Source organism: Demequina globuliformis (assembly GCF_000975155.1).
Taxonomy (GTDB): domain Bacteria; phylum Actinomycetota; class Actinomycetes; order Actinomycetales; family Demequinaceae; genus Demequina; species Demequina globuliformis.
The window spans coordinates 1,597,248-1,611,758 of the sequence record NZ_BBRG01000001.1 but is presented as its reverse complement, the minus strand read 5'-3'; the positions used below and the strand labels follow the sequence as shown (position 1 = coordinate 1,611,758).

Below are 14,511 nucleotides of genomic sequence, written 5' to 3'. Positions count from 1 at the left end.
CCTAGCGTGCTCGGTGCGCGCCGGCTTCGTACAGCGCGATCGACGCCGCCACGGAGGCGTTGAGCGACTCGGTGGCACCGTCAATGGGGATCGACACAATCTGGTCGCATGCTTCACGCACCAGTCGCGACAGCCCGGAGCCCTCCGCGCCTGCGACGATCACGAGCGGGCCGTCGATGAGTTCGGAGTCGCGGATCATCACGTCCGCATCTGCGTCCAGGCCGATGACAAAGATGCCGGCCTTCTTGTAGCCCTCGATGGCGCGTGTGAGGTTGGTGGCACGCGCCACGGGCACGCGCGCGGCGGCGCCCGCGGATACCTTCCACGCCGCAACGGTCACGCCCGCAGCACGGCGCTCGGGCACCACTACTCCGGTCGCGCCAAAGGCGGCGGCGGAGCGCATGATGGCACCCAAGTTGCGCGGGTCCTGAATGCCGTCCAGCGCGACAATGAGCGTGCGACCATCGCCGTCGAGGAAGTCGTCGGGGTCGGCGTACGAATAGGGTGCGACTTCAAGCGCGACGCCCTGGTGGGGGCTTCCCCCCGCGTAACCGTCCAGCACCGTCTTGGTCACCTCACGGACGGTCACCTCGTGCTCCACGGCGAGGCTCACGATCTCTGTGATGCGGTCGTCGGAGTCAATGCGGTTGTACACCAACAAGGTCTCGGCCTGGATACCCGACCGGAGCGCCTCGAGCACGCTGTTGCGGCCCACCACCACCTCGTGTGACGTCGACGTGCGGTCCCGCGGTCCCGAGCGGCCCTTCTGCGGTCGCTTGGCGGCCTCCGCCTCAGCGCGCTGCTTCGCCTTGTACGCCTTGTGATTGGGGCGGTCCTCCGCCTTAGGCGTGGGGCCCTTGCCCTCGAGCGCCCGGCGGCCGTGGCCACCGGTACCGACGGAGGCGCCCTTCTTCGACGTGGGCTTGCGAGTGGCGCCGCGGCGCTTGGAGTTTCCTGCCATGGCACCAGGGTAGTCGCGCGGCCACGTGCGCCGCGCATCGGCCTGTGCCGTCCACTCGCCGCAAGCGCGCGCGAACGTGCCGTTCAGGCGCGGAAGGTGGGCACGGGTGAGAGCGGGTTCGCCGGACGAGGGCGAGGGCTGTGGGCCCGATTAGTCCTGCAGCGACCAGCGCGCGCCGTCCGCGCCGTCTTCGATCACGATGCCGGCCGCGCCCAGGCGGTCGCGGATCTCATCCGCGGTCGCCCAATCCTTCGCTGCGCGGGCGGCCGCGCGGGCGTCGATGTCTGCCCTCACCAGCGAATCCAGTGCCGTCATGGCCGCGGATGCGCCTGTGTCCGTCTGTGCCCAGCACTCCGACGCCGGGTCCAGCCCGAGCACGTCCAGCATCGCGCGAACCGAGAGCAGCGACGCGGCTACAGCGGCGTCGTCGTCCTGCGTCAGCGCGGCGTTTCCGGAGCGCACCGTCTCATGCACGTGGGCGAGCGCGCGCGGGATCGACAGGTCGTCGTCCATCGCCGCGACGAATGGCTCTGGCAGCTCTGCCGCGCGCACCTGCGCATCAGTAAGAGCGCCCACGCGGTCAGAGGCCCGCTGCACAAACCCAGCGAGCCGGCCCCAGGTTGCGGTGGCATCCTCGAGCGTCTTCTCGGAGTACTCCAACATGGAGCGATAGTGCACCTGCGCGAGCGCGAGCCGGAGGGCGGCTGCGGGGTAACGCGACAGCACCTCCGACACCAACAGGCCGTTGCCGAGGGACTTGGACATCTTGGCGCCTGACTGGGTCACCCAGGCTGAGTGCATCCACAGGTTCGCGAAGCCGTAGCCCGCGCCGCGGGACTGCGCCTGCTCGTTCTCGTGGTGCGGAAACCGCAGGTCCAGTCCGCCACCGTGGATGTCGAACGTGTCACCCAGGAAGCGGCGCGCCATGGCGGAGCACTCGATGTGCCAGCCGGGCCGGCCCTTGCCCCAGGGAGACGCCCAGGCGGCGGTGTCGGGGTCGCCTGCCTTGGTCGCCTTCCACAGCGCGAAATCGCGCGGGTCGCGCTTGTCGTCCTCGGGCGCGTCCGGCGCAGGCGTCAGGTCGTCCAGCGCCTGACGGGTGAGAGCGCCGTACTCGTCGTAGGAACGCACATCGAAGTACACGGAGCCCGCAAGTTCGTACGCGTGGCCGCGTTCGATGAGGCGCTCAATGAGCGCGAGGATCTCCGGGATGTGTCCAGTGGCGCGTGGCTCGGCGGCGGGCGGCTTCACGCCCACAGCCGCGTAGGCCTGCTGAAACTCACGCTCGTGGCGAAGCGCCCACGCCCACCACTCAACCCCGGCATCGGCCGCCTTGGCCAGGGTCTTGTCGTCGATGTCGGTGACGTTGCGCACGAGGGTCACGTCGAGGCCGCCACGTTCGAGCCAGCGCTGCAGCACATCGAAAGCGACCGCGCTGCGCAAGTGGCCCACGTGCGGGGAGCTCTGCACGGTGGGACCACACAGGTAGATCCCCACCTTCCCGGGCTCGAGCGGCTCAAAGGCGCGATCGGTACGGGTGGCCGTGTCGAACAGGTGGAGAGTCACGCGTGTCAGGCTACCGGGCTTATGTGTGCGCGACCAGCGCCGTCGCAATCGCGGCCACGCCTTCGCCTCGCCCGGTCAGCCCCAGGCCGTCGGTCGTGGTGGCCGACACCGTCACCGGAGCCCCGACGGCCTCCGACAGCACCGCCTCCGCTTCCGCCCGGCGCGGAGCCAACTTGGGCCGGTTGCCAAGCACCTGGATGGCGACGTTCCCGATCTCGAAACCAGCCGCGCGCACGCGGTACGCGGTCTCCTGCAGCAACGCCGTGCCGGCTGCCCCCGCCCACTCGGGACGGTCCGTGCCAAAGTTGGAGCCGAGATCGCCCAGTCCGGCAGCGCTCAGCAATGCGTCGCACGCCGCGTGGGCGGCCACATCGCCATCGGAATGCCCGGACAAAGGCGTCTCCCCTGGCCACGTCAGTCCCGCGAGCGCCAGTTCACCGTCGCCGCCGAACGCGTGCACGTCGACGCCTTGGCCAATGCGAGGGATAGTCATGAGTCCTCCCTAGACAAGCGAGCCGCACCGGACTCGATCTCGTGTTCCGCCTGACGCCTCGTGGCGCAATCCTTGGCGAGCGACAGGTCAGCAGGACGCGTGACCTTGAATCCGTCCTCGTGGCCGGGGACCGCAAGCACCCGGTACCCGAGTTCACGCGCCAACGTCGCGTCGTCCGTGGCGCCAGGCTTGCCGCGGTGGTGGGCATCGAGGATCGCCGCAACGCGGAACGTCTGCGGCGTCTGCACGGCGCGGAACTGGGCGCGGTCAACGGGATCACCGACCTCGCCGTCGCGCCCGGGGGCCGTAACGAGCGTGTCGATCACGTCCACGACGGGGATGGCGCCGTCCGCGCCGCCCCGGACCGCGTCAACGGTGGCACGCATGACGGCGGCGGGCTGAAAGGCTCGGGCCGCATCGTGGATCAGGACGATGCTCGCGCCTGCGGGCAAGGCATCAAGCCCGGCCGCGACGGAAGATTGACGGTCGGCACCGCCCGCGACCACGGTGACACCGGGGAGCGCGGCGCGGAAGGCCTCGAGGTGGGAGCGCGGCGCGGTGACCACGATGTCCGTGGCAACGGTAGAGGCTTCTGCGACAGCCCATTCCACGAGGGAACGCCCATGGACGGGCACCAACGCTTTGGGCACGTCAGCGCCCAGGCGGGTGCCCGATCCGGCGGCCGTAATCACGGCCGCGATGGTCACGAGGCGAGGACCTCGTCCAGGCGAGCCTCGGCCGTGTCCTCATCGCACTTCTCAGCAAGAGCGAGCTCGCTCACGAGGATCTGACGTGCCTTGTGCAGCATACGCTTCTCACCAGCGGACAGGCCCTTGTCGGTGTCGCGACGCGACAGGTCGCGGACAACCTCTGCCACCCGGATCACGTCACCGGACGCGAGCTTCTCGACGTTGGCCTTGTAGCGACGGGACCAGTTGGTGGGCTCCTCGACGTACGGCTCGCGGAGGACGTCGAAGACCTTCTCCAGACCCGCCTTGTCCACCACGTCCCGGACGCCGACCAAGTCGACGTTCTCTGCTGGCACTTCAATGGTCAGGTCACCCTGCGCCACCTTGAGCTTGAGGTAGGTCTTCTCCTCGCCCTTGATAGTGCGCTTCTTGATGTCCTGGATCTTCGCCGCACCGTGGTGCGGGTAGACGACGGTCTCGCCGACGCTAAAGTTCATGTGGAGTGGGCCCCTTCGTGTCAGGGACGATTCTACCAGCACGGCGATTCCATTAACAGGGGCCTTGTTCACCTTGCGGTAACGACGCGCCGTTCGTGCCACACGCACATGACCAGTATCCTGGTCGCGACCCCCGTTCTCGCGAAAGGCTTGAAGCGCAGTGAAGCACACCGTCCCCGCCCGCATCGCAGTCGCCACTGTGGCCGTCGCAGCCCTCGCCGGGTGCTCCTACGTGAACCCCATCACGACGCACAAGAACTACGCGGCGTCAGACGGCACGCAGCTCGTCATGGGCGAGGTCGAGGCACTGAACCTGCTGGTCATCACGGAGGCCGTCGACAGCCCGGCCACGATGATCGGCACGTTGTACAACGGCGGCGACGAGGACGCGAATCTGCAGATCACGTTCGACAACGCGACGGTGACCGACGTCATGGTTCCTGCCGGCGCGACCGTCAAGTTGGGCCCGGAGGCCGACGACACCGAGGTCAGCGGCACCTCTCCCGTGCAGCCCGGCCTCCTCGCCACCGGCTCGTTTGCCGAGGGCGACGTCAACCGCTACTCGACGATCATCCCCGTCATGGACGGCACCCTTCCCGAGTATGAGGGCATCGTCGACGCGATCGGCTAGCCTCGCGTCGCAGCTCCCCACCCCCTACGCTCTCCCCCCACGCCAAATGGCTCCATTTGGCTGTTTTAGCGCCGCATAACGGGCGTTTTGTGCCACTTCACGGCGAGCGTCACACGTCAAGCGCGCGTCGCAACTCAAGCGCGCGTCGCAACTCAGCGCGACTCCGCATCACTGTGGAGCACAGCAGCAAAGCGGGCCGATGCCCCGGGCACCCTGCGTATGCGCCCCCACCTGGCATCGGCCCCCGGAACGCAGAATCCCGCCGGTGCGCCGAAGCGCACCAGCGGGATTCACACTTGTGCGGGTTACCCGAAGCGACCGGAAATGTAGTCCTCGGTGGCCTTCTCCGCGGGCGTAGAGAACATCGTCGTGGTGTCGTTCATCTCAATCAGCTTGCCCGGCTTGCCCGTGCCCGCAATGTTGAAGAACGCGGTGGTGTCTGACACGCGCGCAGCCTGCTGCATGTTGTGAGTCACGATCACGATCGTGTACTGATCCTTGAGCTCGGCGATGAGGTCTTCAATCGCGAGCGTCGAGATCGGGTCCAGCGCGGAGCATGGCTCATCCATCAGCAGGACATCCGGCTTGATCGCGATGGCCCGCGCAATGCACAGACGCTGCTGCTGACCGCCAGAGAGCGATGAACCCGGCTTGTCGAGACGGTCCTTGACCTCATCCCACAGGTTCGCGCCGCGCAGGGAGGACTCGACGATCTCGTCTGCCTCGGAACGCGAGACACGCTTGTTGTTGAGGCGAAAGCCGGCAAGCACGTTCTCCGCGATGGACATCGTGGGGAACGGGTTAGGGCGCTGGAAGACCATGCCGACGTGGCGGCGGACCGTCACGGGGTCCACGTCCTTGCCGTACAAGTCAACGCCGTCAATGAGGACCTCGCCCTCGACGCGGGCGCCTGGGATGACCTCGTGCATACGGTTAAGCGTGCGGAGGAAGGTCGACTTGCCACAGCCCGAGGGGCCAATGAAGGCAGTCACGGACTGGGGCTCGATCGACAGCGAGACGTCCTCTACTGCCAAGAACTGGCTGTAGTAGACGTTCAAGTTGTTGATGTCGATGCGCTTAGACACTGCGGTGCTCCGTTTCTGGGGGCCTAGCGGCCGCTCTTCGGGGAGAAGTATTTGGCGATGAGGCGGGCGATGAGGTTGAGGGCCATCACGATGAGGATCAGCACGAGCGCTGCGGCCCATGCCCGGTACTCCGTGATCTCCGACACACAGGTGTCGGTGGCACACGGCAGCGGACCCTTCTCGTACTCAGAGATGATGTACACGGGAAGCGACATCATGCGGCCCTCGAAGAGGTTCCAGTTCAGCGAGTCAGCGACGCCGACCGCGACCAAGAGGGGGGCTGTCTCTCCGATGACACGTGCGATCGCCAGGGTGATACCGGTGGTGATACCAGCCACGGACGTGCGCAGCACGACCTTGATGATCGTGAGCCACTTGGGCACGCCCAGGGCGTAGGAGGCCTCGCGCAGTTCGTTTGGCACGAGCTGCAGCATCTCCTCGCTCGAGCGGACCACGACCGGGATCATCAGCACGGACAACGCGACAGCGCCCACAATGCCGAGTTTGGTGCCCGGGCCAATCGTGATCGCGAACAGGGAGTAGGCGAACAGACCGGCAACGATGGACGGGATACCCGTCATGACGTCGACAAAGAAGCGGATGCCCTTTTGCAACTTGCCGCTGCCATACTCCACGAGGTAGATCGCCGTCAGCAGGCCGACCGGCACCGAAATGACCGTCGCGGTGAGCGTCATCATCACGGATCCGACGATCGCGTGGGAAATACCGCCAAAGGGAGCCTCGGAACCGAAGACGCCACGCATGGTCTGGTTCAAGAACTCGAGGTTGAACCCGCTGTCTGGGTACGTATCCGAGATCATGAAGCGGTCGACACCCTTGACCACCACGGTGGCCAACAGCCACACGAGCGGAATGATCGCGAGCGCGAAGGCGCCGTAGATCAGGAAGGACATCGCGCGGTCCTTCACGCGACGTGAGCGGGAGATCTCCCCAAAGGGGCTGAGGGTGGTGGTCGCCATCAGTTCGCTCCAGAGAATTCGCTGCGGCGCGACACGATCCAGCGCGCGAGCATGTTGACGAGCAAGGTAATCACGAACAGCGCCAGGCCCATCGCGATGAGCGAGTTGACGCCCATGGAGTTGGCCTCAGGGAACTGCAGCGCGATGTATCCGGCGACGGTGTTGTGCTGGTTGGGCTGCAGCAGGTAGGGCGAGAACGTCAGTCCGGGGCTGATGATCATCAGCACGGCCATGGTCTCGCCGAGCGCGCGGCCCAGACCCAGCATGGTGGCACCGATCATGCCGGAGCGGCCGAACGGGAACACGGCCATCTTGATCATTTCCCACCGGGTGGCGCCCATGGCCAGCGCCGCCTCCTCGTGGAGGACGGGCGTCTGCAGGAAGACCTCGCGAGACACGGCGGTGATGATCGGGAGAATCATGATCGCCAGCACAATGCCGGCTGACATCGCGACGCGACCGGTGAAGATCTCCCCGGACTCGGGTGCCGCGAACAGCGGGATGAACCCGAGGTAGTCCGCGAGGAACTGGTAGAACGGCGTCAGGAAAGGTACCAAGACGGCGACGCCCCACAGGCCGTAGACCACGGACGGGACGGCGGCGAGCAGGTCGATCAAATAGCCCAGCGTCTGCGCGAGCCGACGCGGCGCGTAGTGCGAAATAAACAGCGCGATGCCGATGGAGACCGGGGTCGCGATAACCAACGCGATGATCGACATGATCAACGTGCCGTAGATCAGATAGCCGATGATCTCCATCAGCGACTGACCGTCTTCAGGCTTGATGAAGGAGACTTCGTCGCCCAGGTGATCGCCAGACGCCGCCTGCACCGCAGGCCAGGCCTCGGCGAGAAGGAACGTCGCGACAGCTGCGAGCGTGACGAGAATCAGCGCACCCGCGCCGGTGGACAAGCCCTTGAACACGCTGTTCGCGCGTGCTCCGGGGTGGGTGCCGTAGTCGCTGGTCTCCGACTCGGAGGCAGTAGACGGCGGGGTCGTGGTCACGCGTAGGTCTCCCTTAATTCTGTGATCACTGTCATGGCAAGTGGTGGGCCCACCCTACCGGGCGAGCCCACCACTGTGGTGTGCCGTGGACTTAGGCGTTGGAGGCGATTCCGTCGAGGATCGACGTGATCTGCTCCGACAGCTCCGCGGTCAGCGGGGCGGAACCGGCGGCGCCGGCTGCGGCCTGCTGGCCCTCGGGGGAAGCAACGAACTTCTCGAACTCGGTGACCAGCATGCGCTCGGCCTCGTCCTCGTACTGCGAGCAGACGATGTGGTACGAGACCAGGGTCAGCGGGTAGGCCGACGAGTCGGTGGTGGTGCGGTCGATCGCGTATGCGAGGTCGTTCTCACCGTTGGCGTTGTCTGCCAGGGGCGATGCGGCGACGATGTTCGCGGCGGCCTCCGGCGAGAAGGGCACGTACTCTTCGCCGACCTTCACGGCGACGGTACCGAGACCGGCAGCGCGCGAGGCGTCAGCGTAGCCAATGGCGCCGGAGGTCGAGGTCACCGTGTCCACCACTGCGGACGTACCGTCCGAGCCAACGGACTGGTTGGCTGCGGTCTGGAACTCCTTGGAAGCCTCGTACGGCCATGCGCCGTCCGCTGCCTGCTCAAGGTAGTCCGTGAAGTTCTCGGAGGTGCCCGAGGAGTCGGAGCGGTAGACGACCGTGATGGTGTCGGAGGGGAGCTCGACGCCCTCGTTCTGCGACGCGATGGCCTCGTCGTCCCAGGTGGTGATCTTGCCGTCGAAGATGTTCGCGATCGTGGCCGCGTCCATGTTCAGCGTCTCGACGCCCTCGAGGTTGAACATCACCGCGACAGGCGAGATGTACATGGGCAGGTGGTAAGCGCCACCCTCACCGGCGCAACGCTCGACTGCCTGCGCGTACTCGGAGTCGTCCAGCAGGCCGTCGGAGCCGGCGAAGGGCACGGCGCCCGACAGGAACTGCTCAATGCCACCGCCGGAGCCGACCGGGTCGTAGCCCACGGTGACGTCGGGGTTGGCGTTCTGGAACTCGGCGCGCCAGGCGTCCATGCCGGACTCCTGCGATGAGGCGCCGGCGCCCTGCAGGTTGCCCGAGAGCGATGCGGCCTCGGTGGTCTCCTCAGCGGAGGTTGCGCCTGCGGTCGACTCGGCCGGCTCGTCGGTCTGCTCGTTGGAAGGCGAGCAAGCGGCCAGGGCGAAGGTCAGCGCGGCGGCCGAGACAACGGCTCCGGTGCGGTTCATGAGCTTCACAGTGATGGTCCTCACTTGTAGATCAAAGAAGATTCAGGGACTGCCGGCTGTCTGCCGGACGTGTTCCAACGTAGGGACGGCAGGTAACGCCACCAAGGGGGATAACTGAATATGGGGTGAACGTTAGGTAAACACGGCAGCGGTACTGGACGGGCGCATCGGGCCGATGCCCGGGTCACCGGGGCATCACAGCCCCAGTTTGGGCTCGCCCACCCACGCCACATGGCTCCATTTCGCTGTGATAGCTAGCTATGACAGCGAAATGGAGCCATGTGGCGGGAAGGGGCGGGGGCTAGGCCTCGAACGTGTAGCCGACGCCGCGCACCGTCTGGATGAGGACGGGGTGTGAGGGGTCTTCCTCGATGCGTCCGCGCAAGCGCTTAATGTGCACGTCGAGCGTCTTCGTGTCGCCAAAGTAGTCCGCTCCCCAGACGCGGTCGATGATGACCTGACGGGGCAGGACGCGGCCCGCGTTCTGAGCCAGCAGGTGCAGCAGCGCGAACTCCTTGGGCGGCAGGTTCTGCACGTCATCGCCGCGCGCCACCGACAGCCGCTCGGGGTCCATCGTGATTCCCGCCACCGTGAGTCGCTCGGGCTCATCAGGCATGTCCGTTGCCCCAGCGCCGTGGCGGCGCAGGACGGCACGGATGCGGGCCACCAGCTCCCGGGCGCTATACGGCTTGGTGACATAGTCGTCGGCTCCCAGTTCCAGGCCGATGATCTTGTCGACCTGGTCGTCCTTTGCGGTCACCATGATGATGGGCACGTTGGAACGTTCGCGAATCTCCCGGAATACCTCGGTGCCCGACATCCGCGGCAGCATGAGGTCGAGTAGCACCACATCTGCCCCATCCCTGGCAAAGGCCTCAACGCCCTGCTGACCGTTCTCCGCGAGCAGGACGTCAAATCCCTCGCGCCGCAGCAGATACTTCAGGGAGTCGCGGTACGACTCCTCGTCCTCGACGACGAGAATGCGCGCCTCGGTCATTGCTCCTCCTGGTGAGTGGTGAGACGAACGGTGAAGGTGGATCCCACGGTGGGCTTGGACCACACGTCCACGACCCCCGAATGTTGCAAGACCACGTGCTTGACGATCGACAGACCCAAACCGGTGCCACCGGTCTCACGCGACCGCGCGGGATCTGCCCGGTAGAAGCGCTCAAAGATGCGCTCTTGGTTTTCTTTCGAGATGCCGATGCCGGCGTCGATTACCTTGAGTTCAGCGACCTCGCCCTCGGCCGTGAGCGACACCGTCACGTGCGAGCCGGTATCCGAGTAGTTGATCGCGTTGTCGACCAAGTTGCGCAGGGCCATGACCAGCAGATCGCGGTCGCCCATGACCGACGGCGTAGCAGCGACATCTGCCACGAGCGTGAGACTGCGTGCCTCCGCAGCGATCTGGGCTCCCTCGACGACCTCGGCGACCACGCCCTCAAGCGGGACCACCTCGTATTCGAGCACGGACTCGCCGCCCTGGATGCGGGAAATCTCGATGATTTCCTGGATCAGCTTGGCCAAGCGCCGCGTCTCCTTGCGGATCTTCTTGGAGAAGTCTCTGACCATCTCCGTGTCTTCGGCGTTGTCCTGGATGGTCTCCGCGAGGAGGGACAACGCGCCCACAGGCGTCTTGAGCTCGTGCGACACGTTGACGGCGAACTCGCGCCGGGTCTGTTCGGCCGCGCGCTGCTCGGTGTTGTCGTTCGCGATCGCGAGGGCAAGTTCATCGCCCAAGGGGGTGACGCGCACGTGAACGATCGTCGACACTCCCAGCACTCCGCGGTTCACCACGACCTCGTCTTCGACGGGCCTGCCGGCTGCCCATGCCGCCTCCGCGAGATCCGCCACTCCCGGGTGGAGCGCACCGTCAGGACGCGCTACGCCGAGCGCAGCGGCCGTGGGGTTCGAGAAACCCGATCGCCGGTCCCGCCGCACGACCATGGTTCCCGACTGCAGCGCGGATAGCACCTCGCGGGTGCGGTGCGGAATGAGAGTTCCCGAACTGTCCTGCGCGTCGCGGCGCGAGTACATCACCACGGCAGCCACCGTGGCGCCCACCGCTAGTCCGATGGCGGCGGCTAGCCAGATCTCGGGGGTCATGTGGTCACAGTATCGACGCTGGCGCGAGTTCACCCAAAGTTTCCCATTGGTCACTCGATGTTTACCGATTGTGTGCCGCTTACTTGGGTGCAAAGCGATGAGCGGTGCCACACTAGGGACGACGCAACAGCCTTAGAGGAGAGTCATGCGCACGATTTTCACCGCAGAGATGTCGGAACTTGCCGGCGATCTCATCACCATGAGCCACCACGTCGAGTCCGCGATCACCCGCGCCTCTCAAGCCCTGCTGGAGCAGAACGTCGAATTGGCCCAAAAGGTCATTGCCGACGACGTGAAGCTCGACGAGCTCGAGGCCACCGTGGACGAGCGCTGCGTCCTGCTCATTGCCCAACAGCAGCCCGTTGGCCTGGACCTGCGCACCATCATCTCGTCGCTACGCATCTCCGCTTCGCTTGAGCGCATGGGTGACCTTGCGCAGCACATTGCCGAGGCCGCGCGCCGTGCCTACCCGGACAGCGCCATTCCCGAGGGCCACCGCGAGATCATCACTGGGATGACGGAGGCGGCCAAGCGCGCCGCTGGTGAGGTGGCCTCGCTGCTCGAGAACCGCGACCTCAACGTCGCCGCTGGCATCGTCTCCGACGACGACGAACTCGACGATCTGCACTCCGCGTCGTACAAGACGCTCCTGGAGTCGGGCTACTCCGGCTCGGTCCAGGAGACGCTCGACATCGCCTTGCTCGCTCGCTTCTTCGAGCGCTTTGGCGACCACGCCGTGGCGGTTTCACGCCAGATTGTCTACTTGGTGACCGGCGACCACACGGGCTCTCGAGCGCGCTTCTGACGCCTCAGACCGGCCTCACCTGACGCGCAAGGGCGCCCATCTCCACGCAGGAGATGGGCGCCCTTGGTGCGCGTGGGGCTACTTCTTGCCCTGGTTCGCGACAGCCTGGATGGCGGCAGCCGCAGCGTCCGCGTCGAGGTAGGTTCCGCCGGCCTTGATGGGCTTGAGGGTCTCCTCGTCGAGTTCGTACACAAGCGGAATACCGGTGGGCACATTGACGCCAACGATGTCGTCGTCGGCAATGCCGTCGAGATGCTTGATGATCGCGCGCAGCGAGTTACCGTGAGCGGCGACCATGACGGTCTTTCCTGCCTTGAGGTCCGGCACCACGTCCGACTCCCAGTACGGCAGCGCGCGCTCAAGCACGTCCTTGAGGCACTCAGTCTTGGGGGTTGGCTCGCCCGCGTAGCGCGGGTCACCTTCCTGCGAGTACTGGTTGTCGTCGGAGATGACGGGCGGTGGCACGTCGTATGAGCGGCGCCACGTCATGAACTGCTCCTCGCCGAACTGCTCGAGGGTCTCTGCCTTGTTCTTGCCCTGCAGGTCGCCGTAGTGACGCTCGTTGAGACGCCAGTCGCGCTTGACGGGGATCCAGTGACGGTCCGCGGCGTCGAGCGCCAGGTTCGCGGTCATGATCGCGCGGCGCAGCAGGGACGTGTGGACGACGTCAGGCAGGACGCCTTCGGCCTTGAGCAACTCGCCGCCGCGCTTGGCCTCACCCCAACCCTTTTCGTTGAGCTCGACGTCCACCCAGCCGGTGAACAGGTTCTTCGCGTTCCACTCGCTCTCGCCGTGGCGGAGCAGGATCAGTGTGTAGGTCATGGCTTCAGCCTATCGCCGTTCGCCCGCGCGGCGAGTGGGACCTTGGCACTGGCCTGGGAGGGACGATGCTCGCTCTAGTGGGCGGGCACCGGCGCCATGACGAACGCCGGACTTGGCAGCGGGGCCGATGCATGGGGAAGATTCACGATCTCGCCAACCTGGGACTCGGGCGCGACGCTCAGCACATCCGCCAGGGCAAGGGTGCGCACCTCGTGACCACGCTCCGCGCCCACGTGAACGCGGTCCTCGATCACTGCGAAGTGGCGCGGCCAGTGTCCGGCATCGATGGCGTTGCGGTAGCGCAGTTCGCCCTCGGGGCTGAGGTCGTGGACGGCGATCACGTCCGCCCCGCGGACCCCCACAAGCACGGTGCCCGCGTGGAGGAGAATGTGGGACGGATAGTTCTCGTCGGCCGTGCGGGGCAGGGCGGTCGTGGCGGGAACCTGCGCGATCACCTCTGCGGTGCCGCTCGCGCCGTCCCATCTCAGGGTCGCGACGGCGCCCGTGAGTTCGCAGGCGACGTACAGCATGGACCCGTCGACAACGAAGTGCCGTGGGCCCGAGCCCCCGGGGAGCGTCGCGGCGACGCCATGGTCGTCGAGCAGACCGTCGGGGCGCAGCGCGTAGCGGCGGAGCTCGTCCGTGCCCAAATCGGCAACCAGGACGTGGTGTCCGCCCGGCCCCAGACCCGCGAAGTGCGCGTGAGGGGCGTCCTGGCGGTCGGTGCGCGGTCCGGATCCCTCGTGCCCAAAGACCTGAGTGGGCTCATCCGACAAGAAGTGGCCGTCCTCGCCGACGGACACGACGACGAGAGTTCCGGAGGTGTAGTGGCTGACGTAGAGGGTGCGGGCGTCCGGGGCCAATAGGACGTGGCAGGCGCCCGCGCTGCGCGTTCCCACGGAGCCCACAATCCGCGGCGAGTCAGGGTCGCTCACGTCGAGCACATGGAGAACCGAGTACTCCTCTTCGCTTGCCGCATAGATCAGGGGAAGGGAGGGGTGCGGGACCATAAAGGACGGCGCCGGCAGCTCGAGCACCTGCTTCGCGTCAGCTGCACTTTGACGCCACAGGCCCTCCCCCGTCCCTGTGGGGGTGCCCAGTCCGGCCTCGGGGTACGTGCCCCACCACACCGCTGCTTGCTCGACCGTCTCGCTCATGGTCCTTCTCCTGACTCATGCAGACGGCCCCGCACCTGAGGGTGCGGAGCCGTCTGCGTCTCACATCTGGGGTGTGCGCAGGCCGCGCACGCGGCCTTAGTGTGCCTTGGCGTATGCCTCGCGCACCTGAGCAGAAATGCGGCCGCGCTCGGAAACGTCGAAGCCGTTGGCCTTCGCCCACGCGCGGATCTTGCCGGTGTCCTCGCGGCGGCCACGGCTAGCGGCGCGGCGGGTGGACGTCTTGCGCGCGACCGCAATCCACGGCTGCAGCGCATCGCGCAACTCAGCGGCGTGGGCGTCATTCAGATCAATCTCGTAGGAGGTTCCGTCAATGGCGAAACTGACGGTCTGCGATGCATCGCCACCATCAATATCATCAACGAGAACGACCTGTACCTTCTGCGCCATCTGCTTTCCTTTTCTGTAGGGACTGGCAATAGCGTCACATGCCGCTACCGAATTCGTCAATAAGACAAATTCTGCCGGG

General features: G+C 66.2%; 16 protein-coding genes. 2 read left to right on the top strand and 14 right to left on the bottom strand.

The features are described 5' to 3' along the window. Nucleotide 1 precedes the first annotated feature (1 nt). The 5 genes from rlmB to AOP75_RS07515 all read right to left on the bottom strand — a co-directional run bounded on the left by rlmB (nt 2) and on the right by AOP75_RS07515 (nt 4,206). Nucleotides 2–961, bottom strand: coding sequence for a 23S rRNA (guanosine(2251)-2'-O)-methyltransferase RlmB (gene rlmB, locus AOP75_RS07535; RefSeq protein ID WP_062077881.1), 960 nt, complete (start codon nt 959–961; stop codon nt 2–4). 150 nt (nt 962–1,111) lie between these two features. Then, nucleotides 1,112–2,527, bottom strand: a complete 1,416-nt coding sequence (gene cysS / locus AOP75_RS07530) for a cysteine--tRNA ligase (protein ID WP_062077879.1) — start codon at nt 2,525–2,527, stop codon at nt 1,112–1,114. A gap of 19 nt (nt 2,528–2,546) precedes the next feature. Continuing rightward, nucleotides 2,547–3,020 carry a 2-C-methyl-D-erythritol 2,4-cyclodiphosphate synthase gene (ispF, locus tag AOP75_RS12750; protein WP_062077877.1) on the bottom strand — a complete coding sequence of 158 codons (474 nt, stop codon included), beginning with the start codon at nt 3,018–3,020 and terminating at the stop codon, nt 2,547–2,549. Next, on the bottom strand, nt 3,017–3,727 hold the full coding sequence (gene ispD / locus AOP75_RS12745; RefSeq protein WP_062077875.1) for a 2-C-methyl-D-erythritol 4-phosphate cytidylyltransferase: 711 nt from the start codon (nt 3,725–3,727) through the stop codon (nt 3,017–3,019). Before ispD ends, ispF begins: the two co-directional genes overlap by 4 nt. Then, nucleotides 3,724–4,206 (bottom strand): CarD family transcriptional regulator, encoded by a 483-nt coding sequence (locus AOP75_RS07515; RefSeq protein WP_062077873.1) that lies wholly within the window; start codon nt 4,204–4,206, stop codon nt 3,724–3,726. The genes ispD and AOP75_RS07515 overlap by 4 nt, the downstream gene beginning before the upstream one ends. A 160-nt stretch (nt 4,207–4,366) precedes the next feature. Here AOP75_RS07515 and AOP75_RS07510 point away from each other — a divergent pair, with 160 nt between their 5' ends. Then, nucleotides 4,367–4,837 (top strand): hypothetical protein, encoded by a 471-nt coding sequence (locus AOP75_RS07510; RefSeq protein ID WP_062077871.1) that lies wholly within the window; start codon nt 4,367–4,369, stop codon nt 4,835–4,837. 305 nt (nt 4,838–5,142) lie between these two features. Here AOP75_RS07510 and pstB read toward each other — a convergent pair whose 3' ends face one another. The 6 genes from pstB to AOP75_RS07480 all read right to left on the bottom strand — a co-directional run bounded on the left by pstB (nt 5,143) and on the right by AOP75_RS07480 (nt 11,240). Then, the gene (gene pstB, locus AOP75_RS07505; RefSeq protein WP_062077869.1) at nt 5,143–5,922 is read right to left on the bottom strand and encodes a phosphate ABC transporter ATP-binding protein PstB; all 780 of its coding nucleotides are present in this window, start codon (nt 5,920–5,922) and stop codon (nt 5,143–5,145) included. A 23-nt stretch (nt 5,923–5,945) separates the two neighbouring features. Beyond that, nucleotides 5,946–6,902 (bottom strand): phosphate ABC transporter permease PstA, encoded by a 957-nt coding sequence (gene pstA, locus AOP75_RS07500; RefSeq protein ID WP_083966774.1) that lies wholly within the window; start codon nt 6,900–6,902, stop codon nt 5,946–5,948. After that, nucleotides 6,902–7,906, bottom strand: a complete 1,005-nt coding sequence (gene pstC, locus AOP75_RS07495; protein WP_083966773.1) for a phosphate ABC transporter permease subunit PstC — start codon at nt 7,904–7,906, stop codon at nt 6,902–6,904. The genes pstA and pstC overlap by 1 nt, the downstream gene beginning before the upstream one ends. Nucleotides 7,907–7,997: 91 nt before the next feature. Continuing rightward, entirely contained in the window at nt 7,998–9,158 is a 1,161-nt protein-coding gene (locus tag AOP75_RS07490) for a phosphate ABC transporter substrate-binding protein PstS (RefSeq protein ID WP_236683090.1), read from the bottom strand. A gap of 277 nt (nt 9,159–9,435) precedes the next feature. Next, nucleotides 9,436–10,131, bottom strand: a complete 696-nt coding sequence (locus tag AOP75_RS07485) for a response regulator (RefSeq protein ID WP_062077865.1) — start codon at nt 10,129–10,131, stop codon at nt 9,436–9,438. Beyond that, complete coding sequence (locus AOP75_RS07480) at nt 10,128–11,240, bottom strand: sensor histidine kinase (protein WP_062077863.1); 1,113 nt, start codon at nt 11,238–11,240, stop codon at nt 10,128–10,130. Before AOP75_RS07480 ends, AOP75_RS07485 begins: the two co-directional genes overlap by 4 nt. Before the next feature lie 145 nt (nt 11,241–11,385). On the opposite strand from AOP75_RS07480, the gene phoU reads away from it, so the two are divergent. Further along, nucleotides 11,386–12,045: a phosphate signaling complex protein PhoU gene (gene phoU / locus AOP75_RS07475; protein WP_062077861.1), complete on the top strand. Its 660-nt coding sequence runs from the start codon at nt 11,386–11,388 to the stop codon at nt 12,043–12,045. Nucleotides 12,046–12,123: 78 nt separating this feature from the next. Here the strand turns inward: phoU and AOP75_RS07470 are convergent, their stop codons facing one another. The 3 genes from AOP75_RS07470 to AOP75_RS07460 all read right to left on the bottom strand — a co-directional run bounded on the left by AOP75_RS07470 (nt 12,124) and on the right by AOP75_RS07460 (nt 14,432). Then, nucleotides 12,124–12,867 (bottom strand): phosphoglyceromutase, encoded by a 744-nt coding sequence (locus AOP75_RS07470; RefSeq protein ID WP_062077859.1) that lies wholly within the window; start codon nt 12,865–12,867, stop codon nt 12,124–12,126. Nucleotides 12,868–12,941: 74 nt separating this feature from the next. Further along, a complete protein-coding gene (locus AOP75_RS07465) occupies nt 12,942–14,024 on the bottom strand; it encodes a lactonase family protein (RefSeq protein WP_062077858.1) in 1,083 nt (360 codons plus the stop codon). Nucleotides 14,025–14,120: 96 nt separating this feature from the next. Continuing rightward, nucleotides 14,121–14,432 carry a histone-like nucleoid-structuring protein Lsr2 gene (locus tag AOP75_RS07460; RefSeq protein ID WP_062077856.1) on the bottom strand — a complete coding sequence of 104 codons (312 nt, stop codon included), beginning with the start codon at nt 14,430–14,432 and terminating at the stop codon, nt 14,121–14,123. Nucleotides 14,433–14,511 lie beyond the last annotated feature (79 nt).

Bases quoted from the DNA above. Each gene is read 5' to 3' on its own strand.
- rlmB (WP_062077881.1), bottom strand. From the start codon at position 961: ATGGCAGGAAACTCCAAGCGCCGCGGCGCCACTCGCAAGCCCACGTCG.
- ispF (WP_062077877.1), bottom strand. From the start codon at position 3,020: ATGACTATCCCTCGCATTGGCCAAGGCGTCGACGTGCACGCGTTCGGC.
- AOP75_RS07515 (WP_062077873.1), bottom strand. From the start codon at position 4,206: ATGAACTTTAGCGTCGGCGAGACCGTCGTCTACCCGCACCACGGTGCG.
- pstA (WP_083966774.1), bottom strand. From the start codon at position 6,902: ATGGCGACCACCACCCTCAGCCCCTTTGGGGAGATCTCCCGCTCACGT.
- AOP75_RS07485 (WP_062077865.1), bottom strand. From the start codon at position 10,131: ATGACCGAGGCGCGCATTCTCGTCGTCGAGGACGAGGAGTCGTACCGC.
- AOP75_RS07480 (WP_062077863.1), bottom strand. From the start codon at position 11,240: ATGACCCCCGAGATCTGGCTAGCCGCCGCCATCGGACTAGCGGTGGGC.
- phoU (WP_062077861.1), top strand. From the start codon at position 11,386: ATGCGCACGATTTTCACCGCAGAGATGTCGGAACTTGCCGGCGATCTC.
- AOP75_RS07470 (WP_062077859.1), bottom strand. From the start codon at position 12,867: ATGACCTACACACTGATCCTGCTCCGCCACGGCGAGAGCGAGTGGAAC.
- AOP75_RS07465 (WP_062077858.1), bottom strand. From the start codon at position 14,024: ATGAGCGAGACGGTCGAGCAAGCAGCGGTGTGGTGGGGCACGTACCCC.
- AOP75_RS07460 (WP_062077856.1), bottom strand. From the start codon at position 14,432: ATGGCGCAGAAGGTACAGGTCGTTCTCGTTGATGATATTGATGGTGGC.